At 75.0% G+C, this 24,485-nt stretch carries 23 protein-coding genes, 1 tRNA gene and 1 riboswitch; of the genes, 10 read left to right on the top strand and 14 right to left on the bottom strand.

Annotation, left to right across the window (positions count from 1 at the left end):
• The first annotated feature begins 57 nt into the window (after window positions 1–57).
• From J3473_RS02440 to J3473_RS02415, 6 genes are all read left to right on the top strand, one after another.
• Window positions 58–420 (top strand): single-stranded DNA-binding protein, encoded by a 363-nt coding sequence (locus tag J3473_RS02440; RefSeq protein WP_051750644.1) that lies wholly within the window; start codon window positions 58–60, stop codon window positions 418–420.
• 9 nt (window positions 421–429) lie between these two features.
• The gene (locus J3473_RS02435) at window positions 430–2,784 is read left to right on the top strand and encodes an excinuclease ABC subunit UvrA (protein WP_207021750.1); all 2,355 of its coding nucleotides are present in this window, start codon (window positions 430–432) and stop codon (window positions 2,782–2,784) included.
• Window positions 2,781–3,560: a 2-phosphosulfolactate phosphatase gene (locus J3473_RS02430; protein WP_242525635.1), complete on the top strand. Its 780-nt coding sequence runs from the start codon at window positions 2,781–2,783 to the stop codon at window positions 3,558–3,560. The genes J3473_RS02435 and J3473_RS02430 overlap by 4 nt, the downstream gene beginning before the upstream one ends.
• Before the next feature lie 152 nt (window positions 3,561–3,712).
• Window positions 3,713–4,441: an SGNH/GDSL hydrolase family protein gene (locus J3473_RS02425; protein ID WP_207021749.1), complete on the top strand. Its 729-nt coding sequence runs from the start codon at window positions 3,713–3,715 to the stop codon at window positions 4,439–4,441.
• 28 nt (window positions 4,442–4,469) lie between these two features.
• A complete protein-coding gene (locus J3473_RS02420) occupies window positions 4,470–5,600 on the top strand; it encodes a methyltransferase domain-containing protein (RefSeq protein WP_207021748.1) in 1,131 nt (376 codons plus the stop codon).
• A gap of 37 nt (window positions 5,601–5,637) precedes the next feature.
• The gene (locus J3473_RS02415) at window positions 5,638–6,462 is read left to right on the top strand and encodes a DUF1028 domain-containing protein (protein WP_207021747.1); all 825 of its coding nucleotides are present in this window, start codon (window positions 5,638–5,640) and stop codon (window positions 6,460–6,462) included.
• A gap of 333 nt (window positions 6,463–6,795) precedes the next feature.
• Here J3473_RS02415 and J3473_RS02410 read toward each other — a convergent pair whose 3' ends face one another.
• Together J3473_RS02410 and J3473_RS02405 are read right to left on the bottom strand one after the other, a co-directional pair.
• On the bottom strand, window positions 6,796–7,419 hold the full coding sequence (locus tag J3473_RS02410; protein WP_207021746.1) for an L-threonylcarbamoyladenylate synthase: 624 nt from the start codon (window positions 7,417–7,419) through the stop codon (window positions 6,796–6,798).
• Between the two features lie 20 nt (window positions 7,420–7,439).
• Entirely contained in the window at window positions 7,440–7,892 is a 453-nt protein-coding gene (locus J3473_RS02405) for an OsmC family protein (protein WP_207021745.1), read from the bottom strand.
• An 85-nt stretch (window positions 7,893–7,977) separates the two neighbouring features.
• Between J3473_RS02405 and J3473_RS02400 the strand changes: the two genes are divergently transcribed.
• On the top strand, window positions 7,978–8,586 hold the full coding sequence (locus tag J3473_RS02400; protein ID WP_207021744.1) for a histidine phosphatase family protein: 609 nt from the start codon (window positions 7,978–7,980) through the stop codon (window positions 8,584–8,586).
• A gap of 4 nt (window positions 8,587–8,590) precedes the next feature.
• Here the strand turns inward: J3473_RS02400 and J3473_RS02395 are convergent, their stop codons facing one another.
• A complete protein-coding gene (locus J3473_RS02395; protein ID WP_207021743.1) occupies window positions 8,591–10,072 on the bottom strand; it encodes a glutamate-cysteine ligase family protein in 1,482 nt (493 codons plus the stop codon).
• 92 nt (window positions 10,073–10,164) lie between these two features.
• Here J3473_RS02395 and J3473_RS02390 point away from each other — a divergent pair, with 92 nt between their 5' ends.
• Both J3473_RS02390 and J3473_RS02385 read left to right on the top strand, forming a co-directional pair.
• The gene (locus J3473_RS02390; RefSeq protein ID WP_207021742.1) at window positions 10,165–11,337 is read left to right on the top strand and encodes an exonuclease SbcCD subunit D; all 1,173 of its coding nucleotides are present in this window, start codon (window positions 10,165–10,167) and stop codon (window positions 11,335–11,337) included.
• On the top strand, window positions 11,334–14,333 hold the full coding sequence (locus J3473_RS02385; protein WP_207021741.1) for an AAA family ATPase: 3,000 nt from the start codon (window positions 11,334–11,336) through the stop codon (window positions 14,331–14,333). Before J3473_RS02390 ends, J3473_RS02385 begins: the two co-directional genes overlap by 4 nt.
• Before the next feature lie 4 nt (window positions 14,334–14,337).
• Here J3473_RS02385 and gcvP read toward each other — a convergent pair whose 3' ends face one another.
• The 10 genes from gcvP to J3473_RS02335 form a co-directional block, all read right to left on the bottom strand.
• Entirely contained in the window at window positions 14,338–17,214 is a 2,877-nt protein-coding gene (gcvP, locus tag J3473_RS02380; RefSeq protein ID WP_207021740.1) for an aminomethyl-transferring glycine dehydrogenase, read from the bottom strand.
• 72 nt (window positions 17,215–17,286) lie between these two features.
• A riboswitch (glycine riboswitch) is annotated at window positions 17,287–17,383 on the bottom strand.
• A gap of 50 nt (window positions 17,384–17,433) precedes the next feature.
• Window positions 17,434–18,021, bottom strand: a complete 588-nt coding sequence (locus J3473_RS02375; RefSeq protein ID WP_030529156.1) for a MerR family transcriptional regulator — start codon at window positions 18,019–18,021, stop codon at window positions 17,434–17,436.
• 159 nt (window positions 18,022–18,180) lie between these two features.
• On the bottom strand, window positions 18,181–18,672 hold the full coding sequence (locus J3473_RS02370; protein WP_030529155.1) for a bifunctional nuclease family protein: 492 nt from the start codon (window positions 18,670–18,672) through the stop codon (window positions 18,181–18,183).
• A gap of 42 nt (window positions 18,673–18,714) precedes the next feature.
• The gene (locus J3473_RS02365; RefSeq protein ID WP_207021739.1) at window positions 18,715–19,398 is read right to left on the bottom strand and encodes a MerR family transcriptional regulator; all 684 of its coding nucleotides are present in this window, start codon (window positions 19,396–19,398) and stop codon (window positions 18,715–18,717) included.
• Window positions 19,399–19,408: 10 nt separating this feature from the next.
• Window positions 19,409–19,867: an FHA domain-containing protein gene (locus tag J3473_RS02360; protein WP_030529153.1), complete on the bottom strand. Its 459-nt coding sequence runs from the start codon at window positions 19,865–19,867 to the stop codon at window positions 19,409–19,411.
• Between the two features lie 106 nt (window positions 19,868–19,973).
• On the bottom strand, window positions 19,974–20,360 hold the full coding sequence (gene gcvH / locus J3473_RS02355; RefSeq protein ID WP_030529152.1) for a glycine cleavage system protein GcvH: 387 nt from the start codon (window positions 20,358–20,360) through the stop codon (window positions 19,974–19,976).
• Between the two features lie 27 nt (window positions 20,361–20,387).
• Window positions 20,388–21,158 (bottom strand): DUF881 domain-containing protein, encoded by a 771-nt coding sequence (locus tag J3473_RS02350; RefSeq protein WP_036830361.1) that lies wholly within the window; start codon window positions 21,156–21,158, stop codon window positions 20,388–20,390.
• Window positions 21,155–21,487: a small basic family protein gene (locus tag J3473_RS02345; RefSeq protein ID WP_030529150.1), complete on the bottom strand. Its 333-nt coding sequence runs from the start codon at window positions 21,485–21,487 to the stop codon at window positions 21,155–21,157. Before J3473_RS02345 ends, J3473_RS02350 begins: the two co-directional genes overlap by 4 nt.
• Complete coding sequence (locus tag J3473_RS02340) at window positions 21,484–22,377, bottom strand: DUF881 domain-containing protein (RefSeq protein ID WP_207021738.1); 894 nt, start codon at window positions 22,375–22,377, stop codon at window positions 21,484–21,486. Before J3473_RS02340 ends, J3473_RS02345 begins: the two co-directional genes overlap by 4 nt.
• Window positions 22,374–22,970, bottom strand: a complete 597-nt coding sequence (locus J3473_RS02335; RefSeq protein ID WP_207021737.1) for a CDP-alcohol phosphatidyltransferase family protein — start codon at window positions 22,968–22,970, stop codon at window positions 22,374–22,376. Before J3473_RS02335 ends, J3473_RS02340 begins: the two co-directional genes overlap by 4 nt.
• A gap of 83 nt (window positions 22,971–23,053) precedes the next feature.
• Here J3473_RS02335 and J3473_RS02330 point away from each other — a divergent pair, with 83 nt between their 5' ends.
• Entirely contained in the window at window positions 23,054–24,211 is a 1,158-nt protein-coding gene (locus tag J3473_RS02330) for a MalY/PatB family protein (protein ID WP_207021736.1), read from the top strand.
• Between the two features lie 190 nt (window positions 24,212–24,401).
• Here the strand turns inward: J3473_RS02330 and J3473_RS02325 are convergent.
• Window positions 24,402–24,475: transfer RNA gene (locus tag J3473_RS02325), tRNA-Pro, on the bottom strand.
• Window positions 24,476–24,485 lie beyond the last annotated feature (10 nt).

The raw sequence follows: 24,485 nt of genomic DNA, 5'->3' as shown, positions 1-24,485 counted from the left end.
GGGTGTGCTGGTCCCGGGACCCGGCGACCGGCGCCGGGCCGGGCTGCAGGGGGTCTCATGGCACGAACCAGCGACGTCGACCGCACAACCGTCGACCGGACCGGCGACGTCAACACCGTCCACCTCGTCGGGCGCGTCACCTCGCTCGACCCGCCGCGCACGCTGCCCAGCGGCGACGTCGTCCACGGCGTCCGGGTCACCGTCGGCCGCGACGCGCGGGCCCGCCCGGGTGTCGACGCCCTCGACGTCGCGTGCTGGAGCGCCGTGACCCGCCGGGTCGCGGGCCGGCTCGAGGTGGGCGACCGCGTCGAGGTCGACGGCAGCCTGCGGCGGCGGTTCTTCCGGGCCGGCGGCGCGCCGGCGAGCCGGTACGAGGTGGAGGCCCGGCGGCTCCGGCGGGTCGCGGGGGGCTCGCCCTAGGGTGGGCGGATGGACGGGGCCGACTCGCACGACGTCATCCGGGTCCAGGGGGCCCGCGAGAACAACCTCAAGGACGTCAGCGTCGTCCTGCCCAAGCGCCGCCTCACGGTGTTCACCGGGGTGTCGGGGTCGGGCAAGAGCTCGCTCGTCTTCGGCACGGTCGCCGCGGAGGCCCAGCGCCTGGTCAACGAGACCTACAGCGCGTTCGTCCAGGGCTTCATGCCGAGCCTCGCCCGGCCGGACGTCGACCGGCTCGAGGGGCTGACGACGGCGATCATCGTCGACCAGGAACGGATGGGCGCCAACCCGCGCTCCACGGTCGGGACGGCCACCGACGCGCACGCGATGCTGCGCATCCTCTTCAGCCGCCTCGGCCGTCCGCACGTCGGCCCGCCGACCGCGTTCTCCTTCAACGTGCCGACGCGCACCGCGAGCGGGGTGATGGCGACCGAGAAGGGCGGACGCGTCGAGAAGAGCGTCGTCAAGGGGGCGGTCTACCTCGGGGGGATGTGCCCCCGGTGCGAGGGCATGGGCCAGGTGACGGACATCGACCTCGGCGCCCTCTACGACGCCGAGCGCTCGCTGGCCGCCGGTGCGCTGCTCGTGCCCGGGTACTCGATGGACGGCTGGTACGGGCGGCTGTTCGCCGGGATGGGCCTGCCCATGGACGTCCCCGTCGGCTCGTTCACCGCGAAGCAGCTCGACACGATGCTTCACGCCTCCCCGACGAAGATCCGCGTCGAGGGCGTCAACCTCACGTTCGAGGGGGTCGTGCCCCGCATCCGTCGCTCGATGCTCAGCAAGGACCCGGAGGCGATGCAGCCGCACGTCCGGCGGTTCGTCGAGCGGGCCGTCACCTTCCAGACCTGCCCGGGCTGCCACGGGGCCCGGCTCGGGCCCGAGGTCCTCGCGTCGCGCGTGCACGGGCACAACATCGCCGAGCTGTGCGCGATGCAGGTGAGCGACCTCGCCGCGTGGGTCGCGGATCTCGACGAGCCGTCCGTCGCGCCGCTGCTCGCGGGCCTGCGCCACCTGCTCGACTCCTTCGTCGACATCGGGCTGGGCTACCTCTCGCTCGACCGGCCCGCCGGGACGCTGTCCGGCGGGGAGGCCCAGCGGACCAAGATGATCCGGCACCTGGGGTCGGCCCTCACCGACGTCACCTACGTGTTCGACGAGCCGACGATCGGGCTGCACCCGCACGACATCGGGCGGATGAACGAGCTGCTGCTGCGGCTGCGCGACAAGGGCAACACCGTGCTCGTCGTCGAGCACAAGCCCGAGACCATCGCCGTCGCCGACCACGTCGTCGACCTCGGGCCGGAAGCCGGCGGGGCCGGGGGAGAGGTCTGCTTCGAGGGGAGCGTCGAGGCGCTGCGCCGGAGCGACACCGTCACCGGCCGCCACCTCGCCGACCGGGTCGCGCTCAAGCGCTCGGTCCGCACCGCCACGGGCGTGCTCGAGGTCCGGGGCGCGTCGACGCACAACCTGCGCGAGGTTGACGTCGACCTCCCGCTCGGGGTGCTCTGCGTGCTCACGGGCGTCGCCGGCTCGGGCAAGAGCTCGCTGGTCAGCGGGTCCGTCGAGGGACGCGACGGGGTCGTCGTCGTCGACCAGGGCGCCATCAAGGGCTCTCGCCGCAGCAACGCAGCGACGTACACCGGTCTGCTGGAGCCGGTCCGCAAGGCCTTCGCGAAGGCCAACGGGGTGCCGGCGTCGCTGTTCAGCTCCAACTCCGAGGGCGCGTGCCCGACCTGCGGCGGGGCCGGGGTCGTCGTGACGGAGCTCGGCGTGATGGCCAGCGTCGAGACCCCCTGCGAGGAGTGCGAGGGCCGGCGGTTCCGGGCCGAGGTGCTCGGGTACACCCTCGGCGGCCGCTCGATCGCCGACGTCCTCGACCTGACCGTCAGCGAGGCCGAGGCGTTCCTCGCGGCGGGGGAGGGGCGCGTCCCGACCGCCCACCGGGTGCTCCGGCGGCTGGCCGACGTGGGCCTGGGGTACCTGACCCTCGGGCAGCCGCTCACCACGTTGTCGGGTGGCGAGCGTCAGCGGCTCAAGCTCGCGACACGGATGGGGGAGTCGGGCACGACCCTGTACGTGCTCGACGAGCCGACCACCGGCCTGCACCTGGCCGACGTCGAGAACCTGCTCGCCCTGCTCGACCGCCTCGTCGACGGCGGCACCTCGGTCCTCGTCGTGGAGCACCACCAGGCCGTCATGGCGCACGCCGACTGGGTCGTCGACCTCGGGCCGGGCGCCGGCCACGACGGCGGGCGCGTCGTCTTCGAGGGCACACCGGCGGACCTCGTCGCCGACGGCTCGACGCTCACCGGGCGCCACCTCGCCGCGTACTGCGCGTCGTGAGCGCACCGTTCGACCAGTCGGACGCAGCGGTCCGGATGGAGTGGGGGCCGGTCGGCGCGGCCGTCGTGCGCGCCGACCTCGCGGTCGTCGTCGACGTGCTCAGCTTCACGACGGCCGTCACCGTCGCCGTGGGCCGGGGGAGCACCGTGCTGCCGTTCGCCTGGCGGGACGAGCGCGCGGCGGCGTACGCGGCCGCCCACGACGCCGTCCTCGCCGTCGGCCGACTCGAGGCCCGGCGCGCCGGGGCCGTCGGGGCGCCGTCGCTCTCGCCGGCCGGGCTGCTCAGCGGGCCGGTCGTGCCGCGCCTGGTGCTGCCGTCGCCGAACGGCTCGACGATCAGCGCGTCGCTGCGCGACGCCGGCGCGCACGTCGTCGCCGGGTGCCTGCGCAACGCCTCGGCCGTCGGGCGGTGGCTCGCACCGTCGGTGGCGTCCGGGTCGACCGTGGTCGTCGTGGCCGCGGGTGAGCGCTGGGTCACCGACGGGTCGCTGCGCCCGGCGCTCGAGGACCAGCTCGGCGCAGGAGCCGTCCTGACGGCCCTGAGGGACGCCACGGGCTCGACGTCGGCGTGGAGCCAGGAGGCACTGAGCGCGGCCGACCTGTTCGACGTCGTCCGGCCGCGGCTGCGCGACCGACTACGGGCGTGCGTCGGTGGGCGTGAGCTCGCCGCGGCCGGCTTCGGGGACGACGTGGACGTCGCGGCCGACCTCGACGCGAGCGAGGCGGTGCCGGTGCTCACCGAGCGGGGTTTCGTGGCTGCCGGCGCCCTCTCGTAGAACGCCGATAATCGACATTATGTCATTACGCGTCAGGAGAGACGACGGTGCGGCGGCCGACCCGCTCCCCGCGTAGGCACGGGCCGTCACCGCGGCGTCGAGGTGTGACCGGTCGGACGTCGACGCCGCGCAGCGCCACCTACAGTGAGCCCGTGCCGGACCTCGACCCGCTCCTGGGCTACGCCAACCGCACCGGCCGTGCGCCGGGACGCGGCGTGCGAGCCCTCGGTGTCGTCCTGCCGGGCGTCCGCCGGGTCCAGGGCACGGCCGCCCCGTGGGCCGACGCCTGGGCCGCGCACAACCGCCGCGCCCTCACGACGCCGGGTCGCCGGTGGGTCGTCCTCGGCGACTCGATGTCGCAGGCGGTCGGCGCCTCGGCCTGGGACACCGGCTGGGTCGACCGGGCCGCCGCGAGCCTCGCCGACGACGGACTCCCCCTCGTCGTCGTCAACCTCTCGGCCACCGGCGCCCGCACCGCCGACGTCGTCGACCAACAGCTGCCCGTCCTGCGCGCCCTGCCGCCGGCGCTCGGCACCGACGCCCCCGACCTCGTCTCGGTCATGGTCGGGTCCAACGACCTCTTCGCCGGTGGTGCCGTCCGCGACCGCCTCCCCGACGAGTTCGGCCGGATGGTCGCCGCCCTGCCCCGGGGCGCCGTCGTCGCGACGCTCCCCCAGCCGCGCACCGCGGCGCACCGGGCCAACGCCCACCTCGAGCAGGCCGTGGCCCGCGGCGAGCTGCGCCTGGTCGACATGCGCGCCGAGGGCCCGAGCAGCTGGCGCGGGCGCCTGGCCGCCGACCTGTTCCACCCCAACGACGCCGGCTACGCCGAGCTGGCCCGCGCCTTCGTGCCGCACCTGCGCGCCGCCCTGCAGGCCTGACCGCCGCACCGCCGTACGCTGTCCCGCGATGCAGTGCGACTACTACGACGCCGGCCGGTGCCGCTCGTGCACCCTCATGGGCACGCCGTACGCCGACCAGCTGGCCGAGAAGGTCCGGCACGTCCGCAGCACGCTCGCGCCGCACGCCGGCGCCACGACCTGGCTCGAGCCGGTGCGCTCCCCCGCGTCGCACTTCCGCAACAAGGCCAAGCTCGTCGTCGGCGGCAGCGCCGGACGCCCGACGCTCGGCATCCTCGACACCGGTGGCCGTGGTGTCGACCTGCGCCGCTGCGGCCTCTACGAGCCGGGCCTGTCGGCGACCTTCGACCCGCTGCACCGCCTCCTCGCCGACCACCGCGTCGTGCCGTACGACGTCCCGGCCCGGAAGGGCGAGCTCAAGCACCTGCTCGTGACCCACTCCCCCGACGGCGAGCACCTCGTGCGCTTCGTCGTCCGGACGCAGGAGGGGCTGCAGGCCGTACGCCGGCTCCTGCCCGACCTGCGCGCGGCGCTGCCGTCGGCCCGCGTCATCACCGTCAACCTCCACCCCGAGCACAAGGCGGTGCTCGAGGGCGAGACGGAGGTCGTGCTCACCGACGACGCGGTGCTGCCGATGCGGCTCGGCGGGGTCACGCTGCGGCTCGGGCCGCGCGCGTTCTTCCAGACCAACACGACGGTCGCGACCGCCCTCTACGCCCAGGCGGCGGAGTGGGCGGACCGCCTCTCCCCCACCGCCGTCACCGACCTCTACTGCGGCGTCGGCGGCTTCGCGCTGCACCTCGCGACCCCCGGTCGCCGCGTCACGGGCGTCGAGGTGTCGTCCGAGGCGGTCGCGGCCGCCCGGGCATCGGCCAGCGAGATGCGTTCTGCCACAGCGGGTCTCGACATCACTTTCACCGCCGGGGACGCGACCGACGGCGTGCCCGGCGACCCCGACCTCGTCGTCGTCAACCCGCCGCGCCGGGGCATCGGCGCCGACCTCGCCGCTCGGCTCGAGGCCTCGCCCGCCCGCCACGTCGTGTACTCCAGCTGCAACGTCGACACCCTCGCCCGCGACCTCGACGCCATGCCGTCCTTCACCGTCCGCGAGGGGCGCGTCGTCGACATGTTCCCGCAGACCCGGCACGTCGAGACCGTCCTGCTCCTCGAGCGCGCCTGACCCGCCCGCGTCCCCGGCGCCGACCTAGGGTCGGGTCATGACCTTCTCCATCGCCGCCCGCGACGGGGACGCCTGGGGCGTCGCCGTGGCCAGCAAGTTCCTCGCCGTCGGATCCGTCGTGCCCCGGGTCGTCCCCGGCGTCTGCGCCGTCGCGACCCAGGCGATGGCCCGCGTCGCCTACCTCGACGAGCTCGAGGCCGGGCTGCGGGCCGGCGACGCCACGTCCGCCGTCCTCGCCGCGGCCACGGCGGCCGACCCCGGTCGCGAGGACCGCCAGGTCGGGGTCGTCGGCCCGGACGGCGCCGCGACCTTCACCGGGTCCGGCTGCATGACGTGGGCCGGCGGCGAGGCCGAGGGCGACGGGCGCACCGCCTTCGCCGTGCAGGGCAACATCCTCACCGGGCCCGAAGTGGTCGAGGCGATGGTCACCGCCTGGCGCGCGCAGGCGGACCTGCCGCTGGAGACCCGGCTCATGGCGGTGCTGCTCGCGGGCGACGCGGCCGGCGGCGACTCCCGCGGCCGGCAGAGCGCGGCCCTCCTCGTGCGCGCCCCCGGTGCCGGCTACGACGCGAGCGGCGTCGTCGCGGACCTGCGGGTCGACGACCACCCGGACGCGACGACCGAGCTCGCCCGTCTGCACGGCCTCTCGACGCTGTACTTCGGCACGGCGCAGGACGTGCGGTCGCTGACCGGCGAGCTGCGCGACGAGGTCGGCGCCCGCCTCGCGGCGCTCGGCCACCCCGGCGAGGTCGAGGCCGCGCTCGAGGCGTGGATGGGCGAGGCCAACCTCGAGAACCGGCACGCCGCCGGCGGCATCGACGCGCGCGTCCTCGCCGTCCTGCGCGGCGAGGAGCAGGGCTGAGACCGCGGGCAGACCGGTCCTTGACCGAACTGTTCGCAACCCTGACCGACTCCTGACGCCACGCTGGCCACCGCCTGACCCACCGGCGATAACGTTGTCGGCAGGTGGTCAGCAGGTCCTCCGGCCGCAGGCCCGGCACCGTCGAGGTGCCGCCTGTCCTCCCCCTCCGGCCGCGGCCGGGGACCGACCACCCACCGCCGCCTCGGCGCCGGCCGGCTCACCGGCGCCGAGGCGCACAGACCCGTCGGCGTCGCGCCGCAGGCCGTGGGTACCCCGGTCCGGCGCGACGCCGACAACCACTGCGACGTCGGCAACCACTGCCCCGGGCCTCGCTCAGCGTGCGGGCCAGGCCCCCGCCCCCTGGCGGACGACCTCGCCCGACGGGTCGGCGCCGGTGAAGTCGACGACCGTCGTGGGCTCGGTGCCGCACTCCCCCGAGTCGATGACGACGTCGACCACGTGGTCGAGCTCCTCCTTGACGCTCCAGCCGTCGGTCATCGGCTCGCTCTCGCCGGGGAGGATGAGCGTCGAAGAGAGCATCGGCTCGCCGAGCGCCGCGAGCAGCGCCCGCACGACCGGGTGCTCGGGGATGCGGACGCCGACCGTGCGCTTCTTCGGGTGCAGCAGCCGCCGGGGCACCTCGTGCGTCGCCGGGAGGATGAACGTGTACGGCCCGGGGGTGGCCGCCTTGACCGCGCGGAAGACGTGGTTGTCGACGTGGACCAGCTGCCCGAGCTGCGCGAAGTCGCGGCAGACGAGCGTGTAGTGGTGGCGGTCGTCGAGCCGGCGGATCGTCCGGATCCGCTCCTTGGCCTGCTGGTCGCCCATCCGGGCCCCGAGCGCGTAGCCGGAGTCGGTGGGGTACGCCACGAGGCCGCCCTCGTCGAGCACGGCCACGGTCTGCGCGATCGAGCGCGGCTGGGGGTCGACCGGGTGGACGTCGAGGTAGCGCGCCATCCCGTCAGCCTAGGCCCGCGTCAGTCCTCGTGGTACGTCACCGGGGCGCCGCGCTGCACGGTGCGCGAGACGGTGCACAGGCGGTCACCACTCTGGGCGATGGCCCGCGGCAGGCGCTCGCGGGCGCGGTCGCCGTCGGCGCCCTCGGGGAAGCGCACGCGGAAGGTGATCTCGATGTCGGAGAGGTGGTTGCCGCCCGCGTCCTTGCTCTTCTCGCCCTCGGACACGACGTCGAAGGAGGTCGGCTCGGCGATCCGGCTCGTGATGAAGTCGACGTCGGTCGCGCTGCAGGCGGCCATCGAGACGAGGAAGAGCTCGACCGGTGTGAAGTCCGGCGAGTCGCCGCCACCGCCGACGAGCATCGTGCCGCCGCGCTCGTTGGTCACCTCGTAAAGGCCCTTGCCGACGCGGGTCATCGACACGCTGCGGTGGCCGAGCCCGGTCCCGCCGGTCTCCTCCTGGGGCTGCACCATGCCTGCTCCGTCCTCTCGGGTCCGGGGCCGACGTCCGCCGGCCGCGGGCGCCATCCTGTCACCCGGGGGCTGGAAGGATGCGGGCATGTCCTCGCGCGGCCGCCTCGTCCTGCTCCGTCACGGCGAGACCGAGTGGTCCGCCACCGGGCGGCACACCGGTCGGACCGACCTGCCGCTGACGTCGGCGGGCGAGCGGGACGCCGCGGCGCTGCGGGGGCCGCTCGGCACCTTCGACGTCGCCCTCGTCGTCTCCTCCCCGCTCCAGCGGGCCCGGCGCACCGCGGAGCTGGCCGGGCTGCGGGTGGACCGGGTCGACCCGGACCTGCACGAGTGGGACTACGGGGGCTACGAGGGGCTGACGACCCCGGAGGTGCGCGAACGGCGCGGCGGCGACGCGTGGACCGTGTTCGAGGACGGCGTGGTCCCCGGCGACACCCCCGGTGAGACCGTCGAGGAGGTCGCGGCGCGGGCCTCGCGGGTGCTGCAGCGGGTGGAGCCCGACCTCGCCACGGGCGACGTCGTCCTCGTCGGGCACGGCCACGCCCTGCGCGTCCTCACCGCGACCTACCTGCGGCAGGAGCCGCGGTTCGGGGCCTGCGTCGTCCTCGACGCGGGGGCGCTGTGCGTCCTCGGGCAGGAGCACGGGCGCCCGGCCATCCTCGCCTGGAACGCGCGCGACCGGCCCCCCGGCTGACGCCCTACGGCAGCGGCCAGGTGTGCACCGGCTCGTTGGAGTCCATCAGCTCGGAGTAGCGGGCGAGCATCCGGCGCAGCGCGTCGCGCCGGCCGTGCCCCTGCGCCTCGAGGTGCTCGACCGTGCGAGTCTGCCACTCGGCGCCGTTGACGCCCGTCGTCGCCCGCCCCTCGATGATGCCGAGATAGCGCTCGCGCACGGCGTCCGAGACGCCCCACGACCGCAGCCCCTCGTGGGCCATCGGCAGCAGGTGGCGCAGGACGAGCTCGTCGGCCGAGACCTCGCCGAAGCCCGGCCAGTACAGGCGCGCGTCCATCCCCGAGCGGGCCGCCCGCTCGAAGTTGTCGGCGCAGGCGGCGAAGCTCATCTTCGTCCAGACCGGCCGGTCGGCGGCCGCGAGGTGGCGCACCGCGCCGTAGTAGAACGCGGCGTTCGCGAGGACGTCGGCGATCGTCGGGCCGGCGGGCAGGACGCGGTTCTCGACCCGCAGGTGCGGGGTCCCGCCGACGATGTCGTAGATCGGGCGGTTCCAGCGGTAGACCGTGCCGTTGTGCAGGCGCAGCTCGGCGAGCTCGGGCGCGACCCCGGCCTCGAGCTTGGCCATCGGGTCCTCGTCGGTGATCTCGGCGAGGAGGGTCGGGAAGTAGCGGACGTTCTCCTCGAAGAGGTCGAAGATGGAGGTGATCCAGCGCTCACCGAAGAAGACGCGCGGGCGCACGCCCTGGTTCTTCAGCTCGACGGGACGGGTGTCGGTGGCCTGGCTGAACAGCTCGATGCGCGTCTCGGCGTGCAGGCGCTTGCCGAAGAAGTACGGGCTGTTGGCGGCCAGGGCCAGCTGCACCGACGACAGCGCCTGGGCCGCGTTCCAGTGCTGCGCGAACTCGTGCGGCGCGACCTGGAGGTGCAGCTGCACCGACGTGCACGCCGACTCGGGGGCGATCGAGGAGCAGTACGTCGCCACCCGCTCCCCCGTCGGGCCCTCGATGTCGAGGTAGACGTCCTCGCCGCGGGCCAGGACGATCGAGTCGTTGAGGGCGGTGTACCGGTTGTTCGCGCTGATCCAGTCGCCCTCGTAGTGCTCGGGCATGATCGTCGGGAGGATGCCGATCGCGACGATCTTCGAGCCCACCTCCTTGGCCGCCTGGTCGGCGGCGTTGAGGCTCTCGCGCAGGTCGTGCTCGAGCTCGATCGCGGAGTCGCCCGGCAGCGGCCGCGGCGGCACGTTGAGCTCGATGTTGTAGCGCGCCAGCTCGGTCTGGTAGCCGGGGTCCGCGATGGCCTCGAGGACGGCCGCGTTGTGGAAGTGCGGGTCCTGCTGCTCGTCGACGAGGTTGAGCTCGATCTCGAGGCCGGTCATCGGCCGGTCGAACTCGAACGAGCTCGTCGTGAGCATCCGCTCGAAGACGTCGAGGTTCTGACGCACCTTCTCGCGGTACCGCTGACGCTCCTCGCGCGAGTAGCTCTGCGCCGTGACCTCCGCACCCATGACGACAACCAACCACATCCGGTGGGGGCGCGGAAGCCGGAGCCGCGTTTCGGTCCACGAGCCTGTCGGGGGTGTCTCCTAGCGTGGACCCCGTGCGGTTCCTCCACACCTCCGACTGGCACCTGGGACGCTCGTTCCACGGGGTCGGGCTCCTCGCTGCCCAGGCGGCCCACCTCGACCACCTCGTCGAGGTCGTGCGCACCGAGCGGGTCGACGCCGTCCTCGTCAGCGGCGACGTCTACGACCGGGCGATGCCGGCTCCCGACACGGTCGCGCTGCTGTCGCAGACCCTCGAGCGGGTCGTCGACGAAGGTGCGCAGGTCGTCGTCTCCAGCGGCAACCACGACTCGGCGGTGCGGCTCGGGTTCGCCTCGGGCCTGCTCGAGCGCGCCGGCGTGCACATCCGCACCTCCGTCGCGGACGTCGGCCGGCCGGTGCTCGTCGGCGACGTCGCCGTGCACCCCCTCCCCTACCTCGAGCCCGCCCTCGTCGCCGACGCCCTCGGCGCTCCCGAGCGCACCCACGCCGCGGTGCTGCGGGCGGCCCTCGACCGGGTGCGCGCCGACGCGGCGACCCGTGGGGGGCGCACCGTCGTCATGGCCCACGCCTTCGTCTCCGGGGGGTTCTCCAGCGACTCCGAGCGCGACATCTCCGTCGGCGGGGTGTCCGCCGTGCCGCTCGACGTCCTCGACGGGGTCGACTACGCGGCCCTCGGGCACCTGCACGGGCGCCAGCGCGTCTCCGACACCGTGCGCTACAGCGGCTCCCCCGTCGCCATGAGCTTCAGCGAGCACGGCCACACCAAGGGTGCCCTGCTCGTCGACCTCGGCGGGGCGGAGCCTGTCGTCACCGAGGTCGACGCGCCGGTGGAGCGTCCCCTCGCCGTGCTGCGCGGCACCCTCGAGGACCTGCTCGCCGACCCGCGGCACACGTCGGCGGAGCGCGCGTGGTGCCAGGTGACGCTCACCGACCCGGCCCGCCCGCTCGGGGCGATGGAGCGGGTGCGCCGGCGCTTCCCGCACACCCTCGAGCTGCGCTTCGAGCCCGAGGGCGCCGCCGTGCCGCTGCGCTCCTACGCGGCGCGGGTGCAGGCGGCCTCCGTCGTCGACGTCTGCTGCGACTTCCTCGACCACGTGCGGGGCGGGCGCCCCGCCGACGAGGAGGAGCGGGACCTGCTCGACGAGGCCGTCACCGCGGCGCGCGTCGCCCGCGGCCTCGCCGACGACGAGGGCGTCGCGTCGAGCCGGGGAGCGGGCGCGGCGTGAGGATCCACCGCCTCGAGGTCCAGGCCTTCGGGCCCTTCGCCGGGCGCGTCGACGTCGACCTCGACGCCGCCGCGTCGGCGGGGCTCTTCCTCGTCCACGGCCCGACCGGGGCCGGCAAGACCAGCCTCCTCGACGCCGTCTGCTTCGCGCTCTACGCCGACGTCCCGGGCAGTCGCTCGCGGCGCTCGCTGCGCTCCGACCACGCCGACGCCGAGACCCCGCCCGAGGTCGTGCTCGAGGTGACGGTCGCCGGCCGGCGCCTGCGCATCACCCGTTCCCCGGAGTGGTACCGCCCCAAGCGCCGCGGCGACGGCACGACCCGCGTGCAGCCCTCGGTCGTCCTCGAGGAGCTGCGGTCCGGGCGCTGGGCGGCGCTGAGCACCCGGCACGACGAGGTCGCCGACGTCGTCAAGGACCTGCTCGGGATGGGCCTGCAGCAGTTCTCCACCGTCGTGCTGCTCCCGCAGGGCGAGTTCGCGCGCTTCCTGCGCGCCGAGCCCGAGGAGCGACGCGCGCTGCTCGAGCGGCTCTTCGACATCGGCGTGTACTCCGACGTCGAGCAGTGGCTGGCCGAGACCCGTCGCACCGGCGCCGCGGAGCTCGACGAGGCCCGCTCGGCGCTGGACGCCGACCTGCTGCGGCTCGCGGACGCCCTCGAGCCGCTCGCGACGGCCGACGCCGACACCGCCCTCGCCGAAGGCCTCCTCGAGCAGCTTCAGGACCGGCTCGGTGCCGTCGCCGCCGACCTCGCCGAGCGCCTCACCGACTCGCTGGCCGCCCTCGACGCGGCCGAGGGCGCCGAGGGCGCCGCCCAGCAGGCGCTCGCCGACGGCCGGGCCGTCGCCGCGGCCCGCGCCCGGGGCGAGGCGGCGCAGGCACGGCTCGACGCGCTGGAGGCCGCCGCCCCCGAGCACGACGCGCGCACCCGCCGGCTCGAGGCCGCAGACCGCGCCGCCGGCCTGCGCGGCCACCTCGCCGCGGTCGAGCGGCTCGGGCGCGAGGTCACCGACCTCGAGCGCGCCGTCGGAGACGGGCGTCGCCGCGTCGCGGACCTCGGGGTCGAGGTCGGCGACGACGCCGACCTCCTCGCCGAGCAGGTCGCCGCCCTCGACGACACCGTCGCCGCCGTCGCCCGGCACACCGAGGCCGCTCGCGACCTCGGGACGGCGCTCGCGGAGGGCACCGCCCGGGCCGAGACCCTCCGCGCCCGGCACGCGCGGCTCCTGCTCGAGCTCCCGGCCGCGCGCACGCTCGCCGCGGACGCCGCCGCCCTCGTCACCCGGCTCAGCGTCGAGGGCGGGCGCACCACCGACCTCGCCGCCGCCGTCGTCGAGGAGGAGCGCCGGCTCGCCCTGCTCGACGAGGTCGAGGCCGACCGGGCCGCGCGGGCGGCCCTCGACCCGGCGCTGCTCGCGGCCCGCGACGCCCTCTCCGAGCGGCTCGCGGACCTCATCGGGCTGCGCCAGCGCCGCCTCGACGAGATGGCCGCCGAGCTCGCGACGGCGCTCGCCGAGGGTGAGCCGTGCCCGGTCTGCGGCGGCACCGAGCACCCGAGGCCCGCCCACGCCACGGACCCCGTCACGCCGCAGCAGCTGGCCGCCGCCGAGGACGAGGCGACCGCCGCGCGCGCCACGCTCTCCGGGCTCGAGGCCCGCGCCGGCGCCCTCGACGCGGCCGTCCGCACCCGACGCGAAGTCCTCGAGGGCGCCGACCGCAGCACGGTCGTGGCGGCGCGCGACGCGGCCACCGCATCCCTGGCGCAGGCCCGCGCCGCCGAGCAGCGCCTCGCCGAGGCCACCGCCGAGCAGGCTCGGGCCGGGGCGGAGGCCGAGCGCCTGTCCACCCTCGTCGAACAGACCGCGACGACGCTCGGCACGCTCGAGGAGCGGCTCGGCGAGGTCACCGCCGAGGCCGAGTCCGTCCGCGACCGGCTGGCCGAGGACCTCGCCGCGCACGCCGACTGCCCGTGCCGCGGCACCGAGCCCGCCCACCACCGGTCCGTGCACCGGGTGCTCGCCTCCCTCGCCCACGAGCAGGACGCCCTCGTGGCCGCCCACCAGCGGCGGGACGAGGCGGCCACCGCCCTCGAGGCCGCCCTCGCCGAGGCCGGCTTCGCCGCCGTCGACGAGGTGGCCGCCGCGCTCCTCCCGGTCGCCGAGACGGACCGGCTGCGCGACCTCGTCCTCGCGCACGGCCGCGACCGCGCCGCCGCCCGCGCCGTGCTCGACGACCCGGACGTCGCGGTCGCCCTCGCCTCCCCCGCACCCGACCTCCCGGCCCTGGTCGAGGCCCACGGCGCCGCCCGGCGAGCCGTCCTCGCCGGCAGCGCGGCCCACGACGTCCTCGTGCGCGCCGGCCGGGCCCTGGACCGCCTGCGCCCGGCGCTGGAGGAGCAGGCCGCGCTCGTCGTGCGCCTCGCCGAGCGCCACGCGCGGGTGCGCGACCTCGCCGACACCGTCGCCGGGACCGGCGCGGACAACACCTTCCGGATGCGCCTCAGCGCGTTCGTGCTCGCCGCCCGCCTCGAGAAGGTCGCCGCCCTGGCCAACGAGCGGCTCGCCGTCATGGGCGCCGGCCGCTACCTGCTCGAGCACTCCGACGACCGCGCGGCCCGCGGGGCGCGGTCCGGGCTCGGCCTCAAGGTCCTCGACCAGTGGACCGGCCGCGTCCGCGACACCGCCACGCTGTCCGGCGGCGAGGCGTTCATGGCCTCCCTCGCCCTCGCGCTCGGCCTCGCCGACGCCGTCCGCGAGGAGGTCGGCGGCCTCGACCTCGGCACGCTCTTCGTCGACGAGGGCTTCGGCAGCCTCGACGACGACAGCCTCGAGCAGGTCGTGTCGGTGCTCGACGGGCTGCGTGAGGGCGGCCGCGCCGTCGGTGTCGTCAGCCACGTCGCCGACCTGCGCTCGCGCATCACCCACCAGGTCGTCGTGACCAAGGGGGTGTCCGGGAGCGGCGTCACCGTCCGTGCCGGCGACGCCGCCCCCGCGGCCTAGGGCCTCAGTCCTCGAACGCCTCGGGCGAGGGGCACGAGCAGATGAGGTGCCGGTCGCCGTACGCGCCGTCGATGCGGCGCACCGGCGGCCAGTACTTCGCCGCCGCGTCGACGCCGTCGGGGTAGGCGGCGGTCCTCCGGTCGTACGGGTGGTCCCACTCCCCCACGAGCGAGACCGCCGTGTGCGGCGCCTGGCGCAGCACGCTGTCGGAGACGGCCACCGAGCCCGCGGCGACCTCGTCGATCTCGCGGCGGATGGCGATCATCGCGTCGCAGAACCGGTCGATCTCCTGGAGGTCCTCGCTCTCGGTCGGCTCGACCATGAGCGTGCCCGCGACGGGGAAGGACATGGTCGGGGCGTGGAAGCCGAAGTCGACGAGGCGCTTGGCGACGTCGTCGACGGTGACGCCGGTCTCCTTCGTGATGCCGCGCAGGTCGAGGATGCACTCGTGGGCGACGAGGCCGTCGGCGCCGGAGTACAGCACCGGGTAGTGGTCGCGCAGCCGCGCGGCGACGTAGTTGGCGTTGAGGACGGCGACCTCCGTGGCGTGCCGCAGGCCCTCACCGCCCATGAGCCGGACGTAGGCCCACGAGATCGGCAGGATGCTCGCCGAGCCGTACGGCGCCGCCGCGACCGGACCGACGCCGGTCTCGGGCCCGGCCGCCGCGTCGAGCGGGTGGTTCGGCAGGTACGGCGCGAGGTGCTCACGGCACGCGACCGGGCCGACGCCGGGGCCACCGCCGCCGTGCGGGATGCAGAAGGTCTTGTGCAGGTTGAGGTGCGAGACGTCCGCGCCGAACTTGCCCGGCCGGGCGAGCCCGACGAGCGCGTTGAGGTTGGCGCCGTCGACGTAGACCTGGCCGCCGGCGTCGTGGACGAGCCCGCAGAGCTCGGTGATCGTGTCCTCGAAGACGCCGTGCGTCGAGGGGTAGGTGACCATGATCGCGGCGAGGGTGTCGCGGTGCTGCTCGATCTTGGCGCGCAGGTCGTCGAGGTCGACGTTGCCCGACACCGGGTCGGTGCCGACGACGACGACCTTCATCCCCGCCATGACCGCGCTCGCCGCGTTCGTGCCGTGGGCGCTGCTCGGGATGAGGCAGACGCGGCGCTCGTCGTCGCCGTTGGCCCGGTGGTAGGCGGCGATGGCCAGCAGGCCGGAGAGCTCGCCCTGGCTGCCCGCGTTCGGCTGCAGCGAGACCGCGTCGTACCCGGTGACCTCGCAGAGCCACTGCGAGAGCTCGTCGACGAGGCCGCGGATGCCGCGGGTCTGCTCGTGCGGTGCGAAGGGGTGCAGGTTCGCGAACTCGGGCCAGGTGACCGCGACCATCTCGGTCGTCGCGTTGAGCTTCATCGTGCAGGAGCCGAGCGGGATCATCCCGCGGTCGAGCGCGAAGTCGCGGTCGGCGAGGCGGCGCAGGTAGCGCAGCATCGCGGTCTCGGAGCGGTGCGCCGAGAAGACCGGGTGGGTGAGGTACTCGGAGGCGCGCACGAGCGCCTCGGGCCACGCCGGGGCCGCGACCTCGACCCGCTCGGGGGCCGTGGCGCCGAGGGCGCGGGCGACCTTGCCGAGCACGGTCGTGTCGGTGGTCTCGTCGACGCTCAGCCACACGGTGTCGTCGTCGTGCTGCCAGAGGTTGACCCCCTCGGCGAGGGCGGCGGCCACGACGGTGTCGGCCCGCCCCGGGACGTGCAGGGCGAGGGTGTCGAAGAACGGGACGTCCGCGACCTCCACGCCCGCGGCACGCAGCGCGTCGGCGAGGGCCACGGCGTGCGCGTGGATCCGCAGCGCGATGGCACGCAGGCCGTCGGGGCCGTGGTAGACCGCGTACATGCTCGCCATGACGGCGAGCAGCACCTGCGCGGTGCAGATGTTCGAGGTCGCCTTCTCGCGGCGGATGTGCTGCTCGCGGGTCTGGAGGGCCAGGCGGTAGGCCGGCGCGCCGTCGGCGTCGACGGAGACGCCGACGAGCCGGCCCGGCAGCGTGCGCTCGAGCCCCGCGCGCACGCTCATGTAGCCGGCGTGCGGGCCACCGAAGCCCATCGGCACCCCGAAGCGCTGGGTCGTGCCGACGGCGACGTCGGCGCCCCACTCCCCCGGCGGCGTGGCGAGGGTGAGGGCGAGCAGGTCGGCGGCGGCGGTGACGAGCGCGCCGGCCTCGTGCGCGGCGTCGGCGACGGCCCGCAGGTCGTGGAGGCGGCCGTCCGCGGCCGGGTACTGGAGCAGGACGCCGAAGACGTCGCGGTCACCGGCGGCGGCGCGCAGCGCCTCGACCGAGGCGACCTCGGTGAGGTCGGCGACGACGACGTCGAGCCCGAGCGGCACGGCGCGGGTGCGCACCACGGCGAGCGTCTGCGGGAGGACGGCGGCGTCGACGACGAGCACGGCGTCGGCGGCGGCCTTCGAGGAGCGGCGCATCAGCGTCATCGCCTCGGCCGCGGCGGTGCCCTCGTCGAGCAGCGAGGCACCGGCGGTCGGCAGGCCCGTGAGGTCGGCGACGACGGTCTGGAAGTTGAGGAGCGCCTCGAGACGGCCCTGCGAGATCTCGGGCTGGTAGGGCGTGTAGGCCGTGTACCAGGCGGGGTTCTCGAGGACGTTGCGCTGGATGACGGCGGGCGTCAGGGTGCCGTAGTAGCCGAGGCCGATGAGCGAGGGGACGACGCGGTTGCGCGCCGCGACCTCGCGCAGCTCGGCGACGACGGCGGCCTCGGAGCCGGCGGCCTCGACGTCGAGGGCCCCCTCGAACCGGATGCCTTCCGGCACCGCGGCGGCGAGGAGGTCCTCGAGCGACTCGCGCCCGACGACCTTGAGCATCCCGGCGAGGTCGGACTCGCGGGGGCCGATGTGGCGGGCGGCGAAGGCGGGAAGGGCTGGCGTGCTCACGAAGGTCCTCCGGAGGGCAGACGATGCTGACGTCCTCCCCCTCTGTCGCGTCGGTGGACCCTCCAGAGGTGCCTGTCCCGTGCGGTCCCTTGCGCCTGAGAGGTTCTGGGGAGAATTGCCCCTTCGGCGCCCCGGCCGGCAGTGCCGGGGACTCTCCCGCACGGTGTGAGCGGCAGGGTCAACCTACCACCGGAGGCGCCGGCGGCCGGGGTGGCGGGCTCAGGCGAGACGGGCGATGCGGCGGGCGCCGAGCTCGTCGCCGGGCTGGATCGCCTCGGCGCCGCCCTCGGAGGCGGCCCGCTCGCTCGGCAGGTCCGAGAGCGTGCCCTCGACCTCGCGCCAGACCTTGCCGACGGCGATGCCGAACACGCCCTGGCCGCCCTGGAGCAGGTCGATGACCTCGTCGTTCGAGGTGCACTCGTAGACCGAGGCGCCGTCGCTCATGAGCGTGATGCCGGCGAGGTCGTCGACCCCGCGGGCGCGCAGCACGGTGATGGCGCCACGGATCTGCTGGAGCGAGACCCCGGTGTCGAGGAGCCGCTTGACGACCTTGAGCACGAGGATGTCGCGGAAGCCGTACAGGCGCTGCGTGCCGGAGCCGCCCGCCGAGCGGACCGAGGGCTCGACGAGCCCGGTGCGCGCCCAGTAGTCGAGCTGGCGATAGGTGATGCCGGCCGCCTTGCACGCCGTGGGGCCGCGGTAGCCGACCTCGTCGTCGAGCTGGGGCAGGTCGTCGGCGAACAGCACGCCCTGCGCGACGACGGGCGCGGGGGTGCCGCCCTGTCGCGCTTCTCCGGTGGAGCCCACGCCTACCTCCTGATGGTGCCGGCTGCTCCGGACGACGATACGCCCGGGAATGACATCGACGTCACTCTCCCGGCCACTTCTGTGACTGGTGTGACAGTAGGGGCGGCTGTGACGGCGGTCAACGACCGCAGGCCCCGCACGCTCACCGGCGTGTCGCGGTCAGGACCCCGTCTCGGTGTCGAAGTCGTCGGCGGAGACGTCCTCGAGGAAGGCCTTGAACTTCTCGACCTCGTCGTCCTCGCTCTCGGCCATCTCGACCCCGGCCTCGTCGAGGAGCGCCTCCTCGGCGACGATGTCGGCGCCGGCGCGCAGCGCGAGGGCGATGGCGTCCGAGGAGCGGGAGTCGATCGTCGTGCCGCCGGCCTCGCCGCCGCCGTCGATGTCGAGCGCGGCGTGGAACGCGCCGTCCTGGAGCGAGACGATCCGCACCCGGGTCAGCGTGTGCCCGAGGTCGTCGATGACGGTGCGCAGCAGGTCGTGGGTGAGCGGGCGCGGGGGCACGACACCCTGCTGGGCGTACGCGATCGCCGTGGCCTCCGCCGCGCCGATCCAGATCGGCAGGTAGCGGACGCCGTCGCGCTCCCGGAGCAGGACGATCGGCTGGTTGCCCGGCATCTCGACCCGCACGCCGAGGACGTCCATGAGCTTCACCCCGTCACCGTACCTCGCGACCCCGACGCCGTGCCCGGGCGCTCATCCGGAGGTGTCGAGGCCGGCGCGCACGAGCGCCGTGTGGAGGGTGAGGACGAGGTGGGTGACCTCGGCGGCGGCGCGGCGCCGGTCCTCGCCGCGCAGGCCGCCGGTCACCTGCTCGACGAGCCCGACCTCGCGGTCGGCCGCGGTCCGCGCCGCGCGCAGGTGCCGGGCCTCGACGCCGAAACGGGCCAGGCCCGCGGCCGCGCGGGCGGCGCGCAGGTCCTCGCGCCCGTGCATCCCGTCGGCCCCCGGACGCAGCAGGCCGTGGTCGAGGAGGTCGGCGACGAGACCGGCGTCGAGGCCCGCGGCGGTCGCGAGCTCGGCCCGGGTGAGCCGGAGCGGGGTGCCGGTCTCGACGAGCTCGGCGACGGCGGGCACGGCGGGGTCCGCCGCAAGGTCGGGCACGACCGGCGGGCGACCCGGGCCGTCCGGCACCAGGCCGCGCTCGAGGGCCTCGAGCGAGTCCTTGATGACCCGCAGCGGCCAGAACAGGTCGCGCTGGGCCCGTAGGACGTAGCGCAGGCGCTCGACGTCGGCCTCGGTGTAGCGCCGGTAGCCCGACCCGGTGCGCTCGGGCGTCACGAGACCCTCGGCCTCGAGGAAGCGCACCTTCGAGACGGTGACGTCCGGGAAGTCCTCGGCGAGGGCCGCGACGACCGCCCCGATGGTCAGGGGTCGCACGGCGGGGGCGTCAGGCCTGGGCCGAGGCGTAGAAGACGAGCCGGAACTTGCCGATCTGCACCTCGTCGCCCGTCGACAGCTCCGCCTCGTCGACGAGGTCGCGGTTGACGTACGTCCCGTTGAGCGAGCCCACGTCGCGCACGACGAAGGTCCCGCCGGAGCGCTGGAAGACCGCGTGCCGGCGCGAGACCGTCACGTCGTCGAGGAAGATGTCGCTGTCGGGGTGACGACCGGAGACGACCTCGTCGTCGTCGAGGAGGAAGCGCGCGCCGGTGTTCGGCCCGCGGAGCACCACGAGGAGGGCCGTGCCCGCCCGCAGCGCCTCGACGGTGGCGAGGTCCGCCTTCGTGAGGACGTGCTCGGCCTCGCTCTGCGGCTCGACCCGGGTCCCCTCGACCGCCTGCAGGCGCATCGTCGTGGGCTCGGGAACGGGCGGCTGCTGCTGCTCGCCGCGCTCGTCGCCAGTCATGTCGTCCTACCACCCTCTCCGTCGGCGGTCGCCGGGACCTGCCACCCTAGATCACGTCGGCGCGGAAGTCCCGGTCCCGGGGGAAACCGGTTGCGCAGGGCAGTGATCAGGAGAGCTGGGCGCGGTAGGCGTCGACGTCGAGCAGCGCGGCGACGGCCGCGGCGTCCGACGGGCGCAGCTCGTACATCCAGCCCTCGCCGTAGGGGTCGGAGTTGACGAGCTCCGGGGTGGCGTCGAGGGCGTCGTTGACCGCCGTGACCTCGCCGGCCACCGGCGCGTAGAGGTCGCTGACCGACTTCGTGGACTCGACCTCGCCGCAGGTGTCGCCCGCGACGACGGAGTCACCGACCGCCGGCAGGCTGACGTACACGACGTCGCCGAGGGCCTCCTGCGCGAAGGCGGTGATGCCGATGCGCACGACCCCGTCCTCCTCGCGGACCCACTCGTGCTCGGCGGTGTAGCGCAGGCCGGCGGGGTACTCGAGGTCGCTCATGGTTCTCCTGTCTCGGACGCGGTCGCGTCAGGGGGTGCTCGTGGGTACGGGGCGAGCGTACTGAGGCGTGGTGACGCTCAGCAACGCGTCGACCTCCACCTCGTCGCGGATGTCGACGGAGGCCTCGGCGCCGGCCCGGCGCGCGGTGGCCGTGACGCCGCCGGGGATCTGCATGGCCCCGGCGAGGGTGTTGGGGTCGCCGATGGCCCGGATGACGTAGGGCGGGGTCACCTCGGACCCGGACACCGAGATGCCGCCGCCGTCGGTGTCGGCGAACCACGTCGAGGCCACGACGCGCACGTCCCCGACCTGGATCGCCTCGGCGCCGGCGGCCCGCAGCTCCTGGACGGCGTCGAGGAGCAGGTTCTGGCGGACCAGGCGCTGCGGGTCCTCGATGCGCAGGAGGATGCCCGGGCCCTTCGCGGGTGCCGTACCCGCGAGGATGCCGAGCGCGTCGAGGCGCTCCTGGGCGGCGCGCTGGGCCTCCTGCTCGCCGGTCGTGCGGCTCTTGAGCAGCTCGAGCGAGGACTGCAGGTCGCGGACCTCGCCGGAGAGCTGGTCGCCGTCCTGGTCGACGTCGGAGAGGATGCGCACGAGCTCGTCCTCGCGGAGGGTCTCCAGCCCCTGGATGGAGGTCTGGCGCACCTGGGCGATGATCGCGAAGCCGAGCGCCAGCGCGAGGAGCATCGCGAGGAGGTTGGAACGGCTCGGGCGCGGCGAGCCGGCGCGACGCAGCCGGGCCCACGCGTGGCGCGCGTCCCGGGGTCCCGTCGGCGTGGAGTCGTGGGGCTCGCTCATGCGTCGAACAGGTGGCGCCGGATTGACGCGACGTTGGAGAAGATCCGGACGCCGAGGACGACGACGACGCCGGTGGAGAGCTGGCTGCCGACCCCCAGCTTGTCGCCGAGGAAGACGATGAACGCGGCGACGACGACGTTCGAGAGGAACGAGACGACGAAGACCTTGTCGCTGAAGATGCCGTCGAGGATGGCGCGCACCGCCCCGAACACCGCGTCGAGGGCCGCGATGACCGCGATCGGCAGGTAGGGCTGGAGCCACACCGGCACGGTCGGCTGGAGGAGCAGGCCGACGAGGACGCCGACGGCGAGGCCGAGGGCAGGGATCACGACGGGCCCTCCTCCTGGTCGCTGCGCTCCCCGCCGCTCGGGGACGCCCCAGTATCCACCGGCGTCGCCTCGCGCAGCGTGAGGCCCCGGCCGGCCGGCACGGTGAGGTCGTCCTGGGAGACGTCGGTGTCGGCGCGGATGCCGAAGGTCGAGTGCAGCGTCGAGAGGTAGCTGCCGCCCACGCCGTCGGCGAACGCGGCGGGCATCGAGCGCGGGTCGCCGATCGCGGTGATCCGGTACGGGCGGGCCAGCGGCCGGAAGTCGACGACGAGCGCCGACCCCGCGAAGCGGATGGCCGAGACCGACGTCATCCGGTTGCCGTTGATGCTCACCGCCTCCGCCCCCGCCTGCCAGAGGGCGTTGACGACGTACTGGAGGTCCTTGGAGAGCACGCGCTGCTCCTCGGTGCCGTCGGTGCCGTCGCCTTTGTCGCCGGCCGGGGCGTCGTCGAGCGTCACGACCATCCCCGGGCCGGTCATCGCGACCGCCCCGACGGCCTGCGCCAGGGTCTGGCCGCGGGCACCGCCCGCGGCCGAGGGACCGAGCTGGGCGGCCTCGAGCGTGGACACCTCGGCCTGGAGGCCCTGCTGCTGGGCCGACAGCTGCTCGACCTGCGTCCGGCGCTCCTCGATCTGGCGCACGAGGTCGGCGCGGGCGGCGGAGCGCGGCGTGTCCGGGGCGGTGAGGTTGGAGGCGGCCACCCCGACGACGAGCCCGAGCGCGAGCGTCGCGGCGAGCAGCCGGGGCGCGCGCAGCGACGTCGAGCCCGGCAGGCCGGCCGCCTCCCGGCGGGCCGCGGCGGCGGCGTACCCCGGGTCGAGCGGGCGCTCCATCATCGTCCGGATGAGCGTCATCGACGCGTCCGGTCGGCGCCCGCCCGCGGCGCTCACGCCGGGACCGCCCGCTCGTGGGCGAGGAGGTGGCGCAGCTGCGCGGCGTAGATGAACGCCGAGAGCCAGTACAGGACGATCCCCCACCACGCGAAGCCCCAGCCGACCGGCTCGGCGACGCGCGCGAGGGTGCCGTCACCGTCGGCGAGCAGGAGCAGCGGGAAGGCGTAGAGGAGGTTGAAGGTGGCGGCCTTGCCGGCGAAGTGCACCGGCAGCCCGACCCAGCCGTGACGCTTGGCCACGAGCACGACGACCGCCATGAACGCCTCGCGGGCGAAGAGGACGACGACGACCCACCACGGGAGGATGTCGCGGTAGGCGAGGCCGAGCAACGTCGAGGCGATGTAGAGCCGGTCGGCGACGGGGTCGAGCAGCTGGCCGAGGCGCGACTCCAGGCCCCAGGCCCGGGCGATCTTGCCGTCGAGGTAGTCGGTGACGCCCGACGCCATGAGGAGCACGAGCGCGAGGACGTCGTGCTCGGTGACGATCGCCCAGAGGAAGACGGGCACCCCGACCAGGCGCAGCGAGCTGAGGACGTTGGGGAGGGTGAGGACCCGGGAGCTGGCCGGTGCCGGGGACCCCTCGTGCGTCATGCGCGCCACTGTATGGGGTGGTGGCCGGTCGGCGCGCCGTCGCCCCGCGGGTCGGGCGCGGGTCCGCGACCTAGGGTGGCGGGATGACGACCACGAGCATCCTGGGGGCCTCCGAGGCGGAGCTGCGGCGCGACCGCACGAGCGTCAAGTGGCTCGCCTACCCGCCCGACGTGCTGCCCCTGTGGGTGGCCGAGATGGACTGCGACCCGTGCCCCGCGGTTGCCGACGCCGTCGCGTCCGCCGTCTCGCGCGGCGACACCGGCTACGGCTGGGCCCCCCGCTACGCCGGCGAGGTCGCGCGCTACGCCGGCGAGACCTGGGGCTGGGACGTCGACCCGTCGTCGATGCTCGTCGTCACCGACGTGATGATCGGCGCGAGCGAGGTCCTGCGGATGCTCACCGACGAGCGCGGCGCGGTCGTCGTCTCGCCGCCGGTCTACGACTCGTTCTTCGGCTTCGTCGACGCCATCGGGCGGCGGCGGGTCGACGCCCCGCTCGGCGCCGACGGGCGGCTGGACCCGGAGGCGTTGCGGGCGGCGTTCCGCGAGGCGACCGCCGGCGGCGGCCGCGTCGGCTACCTCCTGTGCAACCCGCAGAACCCGACCGGGACGGTCCACTCCCCCGACGAGCTCGCGACCCTCGCCACGCTCGCCCGCGAGTTCGGGGTGCGCGTCGTCGCCGACGAGATCCACGCGCCGCTCGTCCACGACGACGGGCCCGCGTTCAGCCCCTACCTGACCGTCCCCGGCGCCGAGGACGCCTTCGCGGTCTTCTCGCCCTCGAAGGGCTGGAACCTCGCCGGCCTCAAGTCCGCGGTCGTCGTCGCCGGCCCGCAGGCGCAGGACGACCTCGCCCGGCTGCCCGAGGTCCACACCCACGGCAGCTCGCACCTCGGCGAGATCGCGCACGTGGCCGCGATGCGCGACGGCCTGGACTGGCACGCCCGGCTGCGGGCCGAGCTGAGGTCCAACCGCGACCTCGTCGGCCGGCTGCTCGCCGAGCACCTGCCGGCCGTGCGCTGGACGGTGCCGCAGGCCACCTACCTGGGATGGCTCGACTGCCGGGCGCTCGACCTCGGCGACGACCCCGCCGCCGCCTTCCGCGAGCGGGGCCGGGTCGCCCTCGGCTCCGGGCCGCGCTACGGGGCGCAGGCCGGCCGCGGGTTCGTCCGGCTCAACTTCGCCACCTCGCCCGCCATCCTCGAGGAGGCCGTCCGGCGGATGGCCACCGCGGTCGGCTGACCGGACCCCACCCACGCCGAAGGGCCCGACCGTGACGGTCGGGCCCTTCGCATCTGTCGGGCTGACAGGACTCCGCGCTCCTGCCCCGCTCGTCCCTCGCGGGGCACTCGCGCTCCCGGCATCCCGTCAGACCCGACAACGAGAGAGCCGCTGCGGTCGACTCCGTCGATCCGCAGCGGCTCTCTCGTTGTCGGGCTGACAGGATTTGAACCTGCGACCCCTTGACCCCCAGTCAAGTGCGCTACCAAGCTGCGCCACAGCCCGTGGCTCGCCC

Source organism: Phycicoccus sp. DTK01, assembly GCF_017312765.1.
Lineage (GTDB): Bacteria > Actinomycetota > Actinomycetes > Actinomycetales > Dermatophilaceae > Phycicoccus > Phycicoccus jejuensis.
The sequence above is the reverse complement of the archived record's forward strand: the minus strand, read 5'-3'. Positions and strand labels throughout refer to the sequence as shown.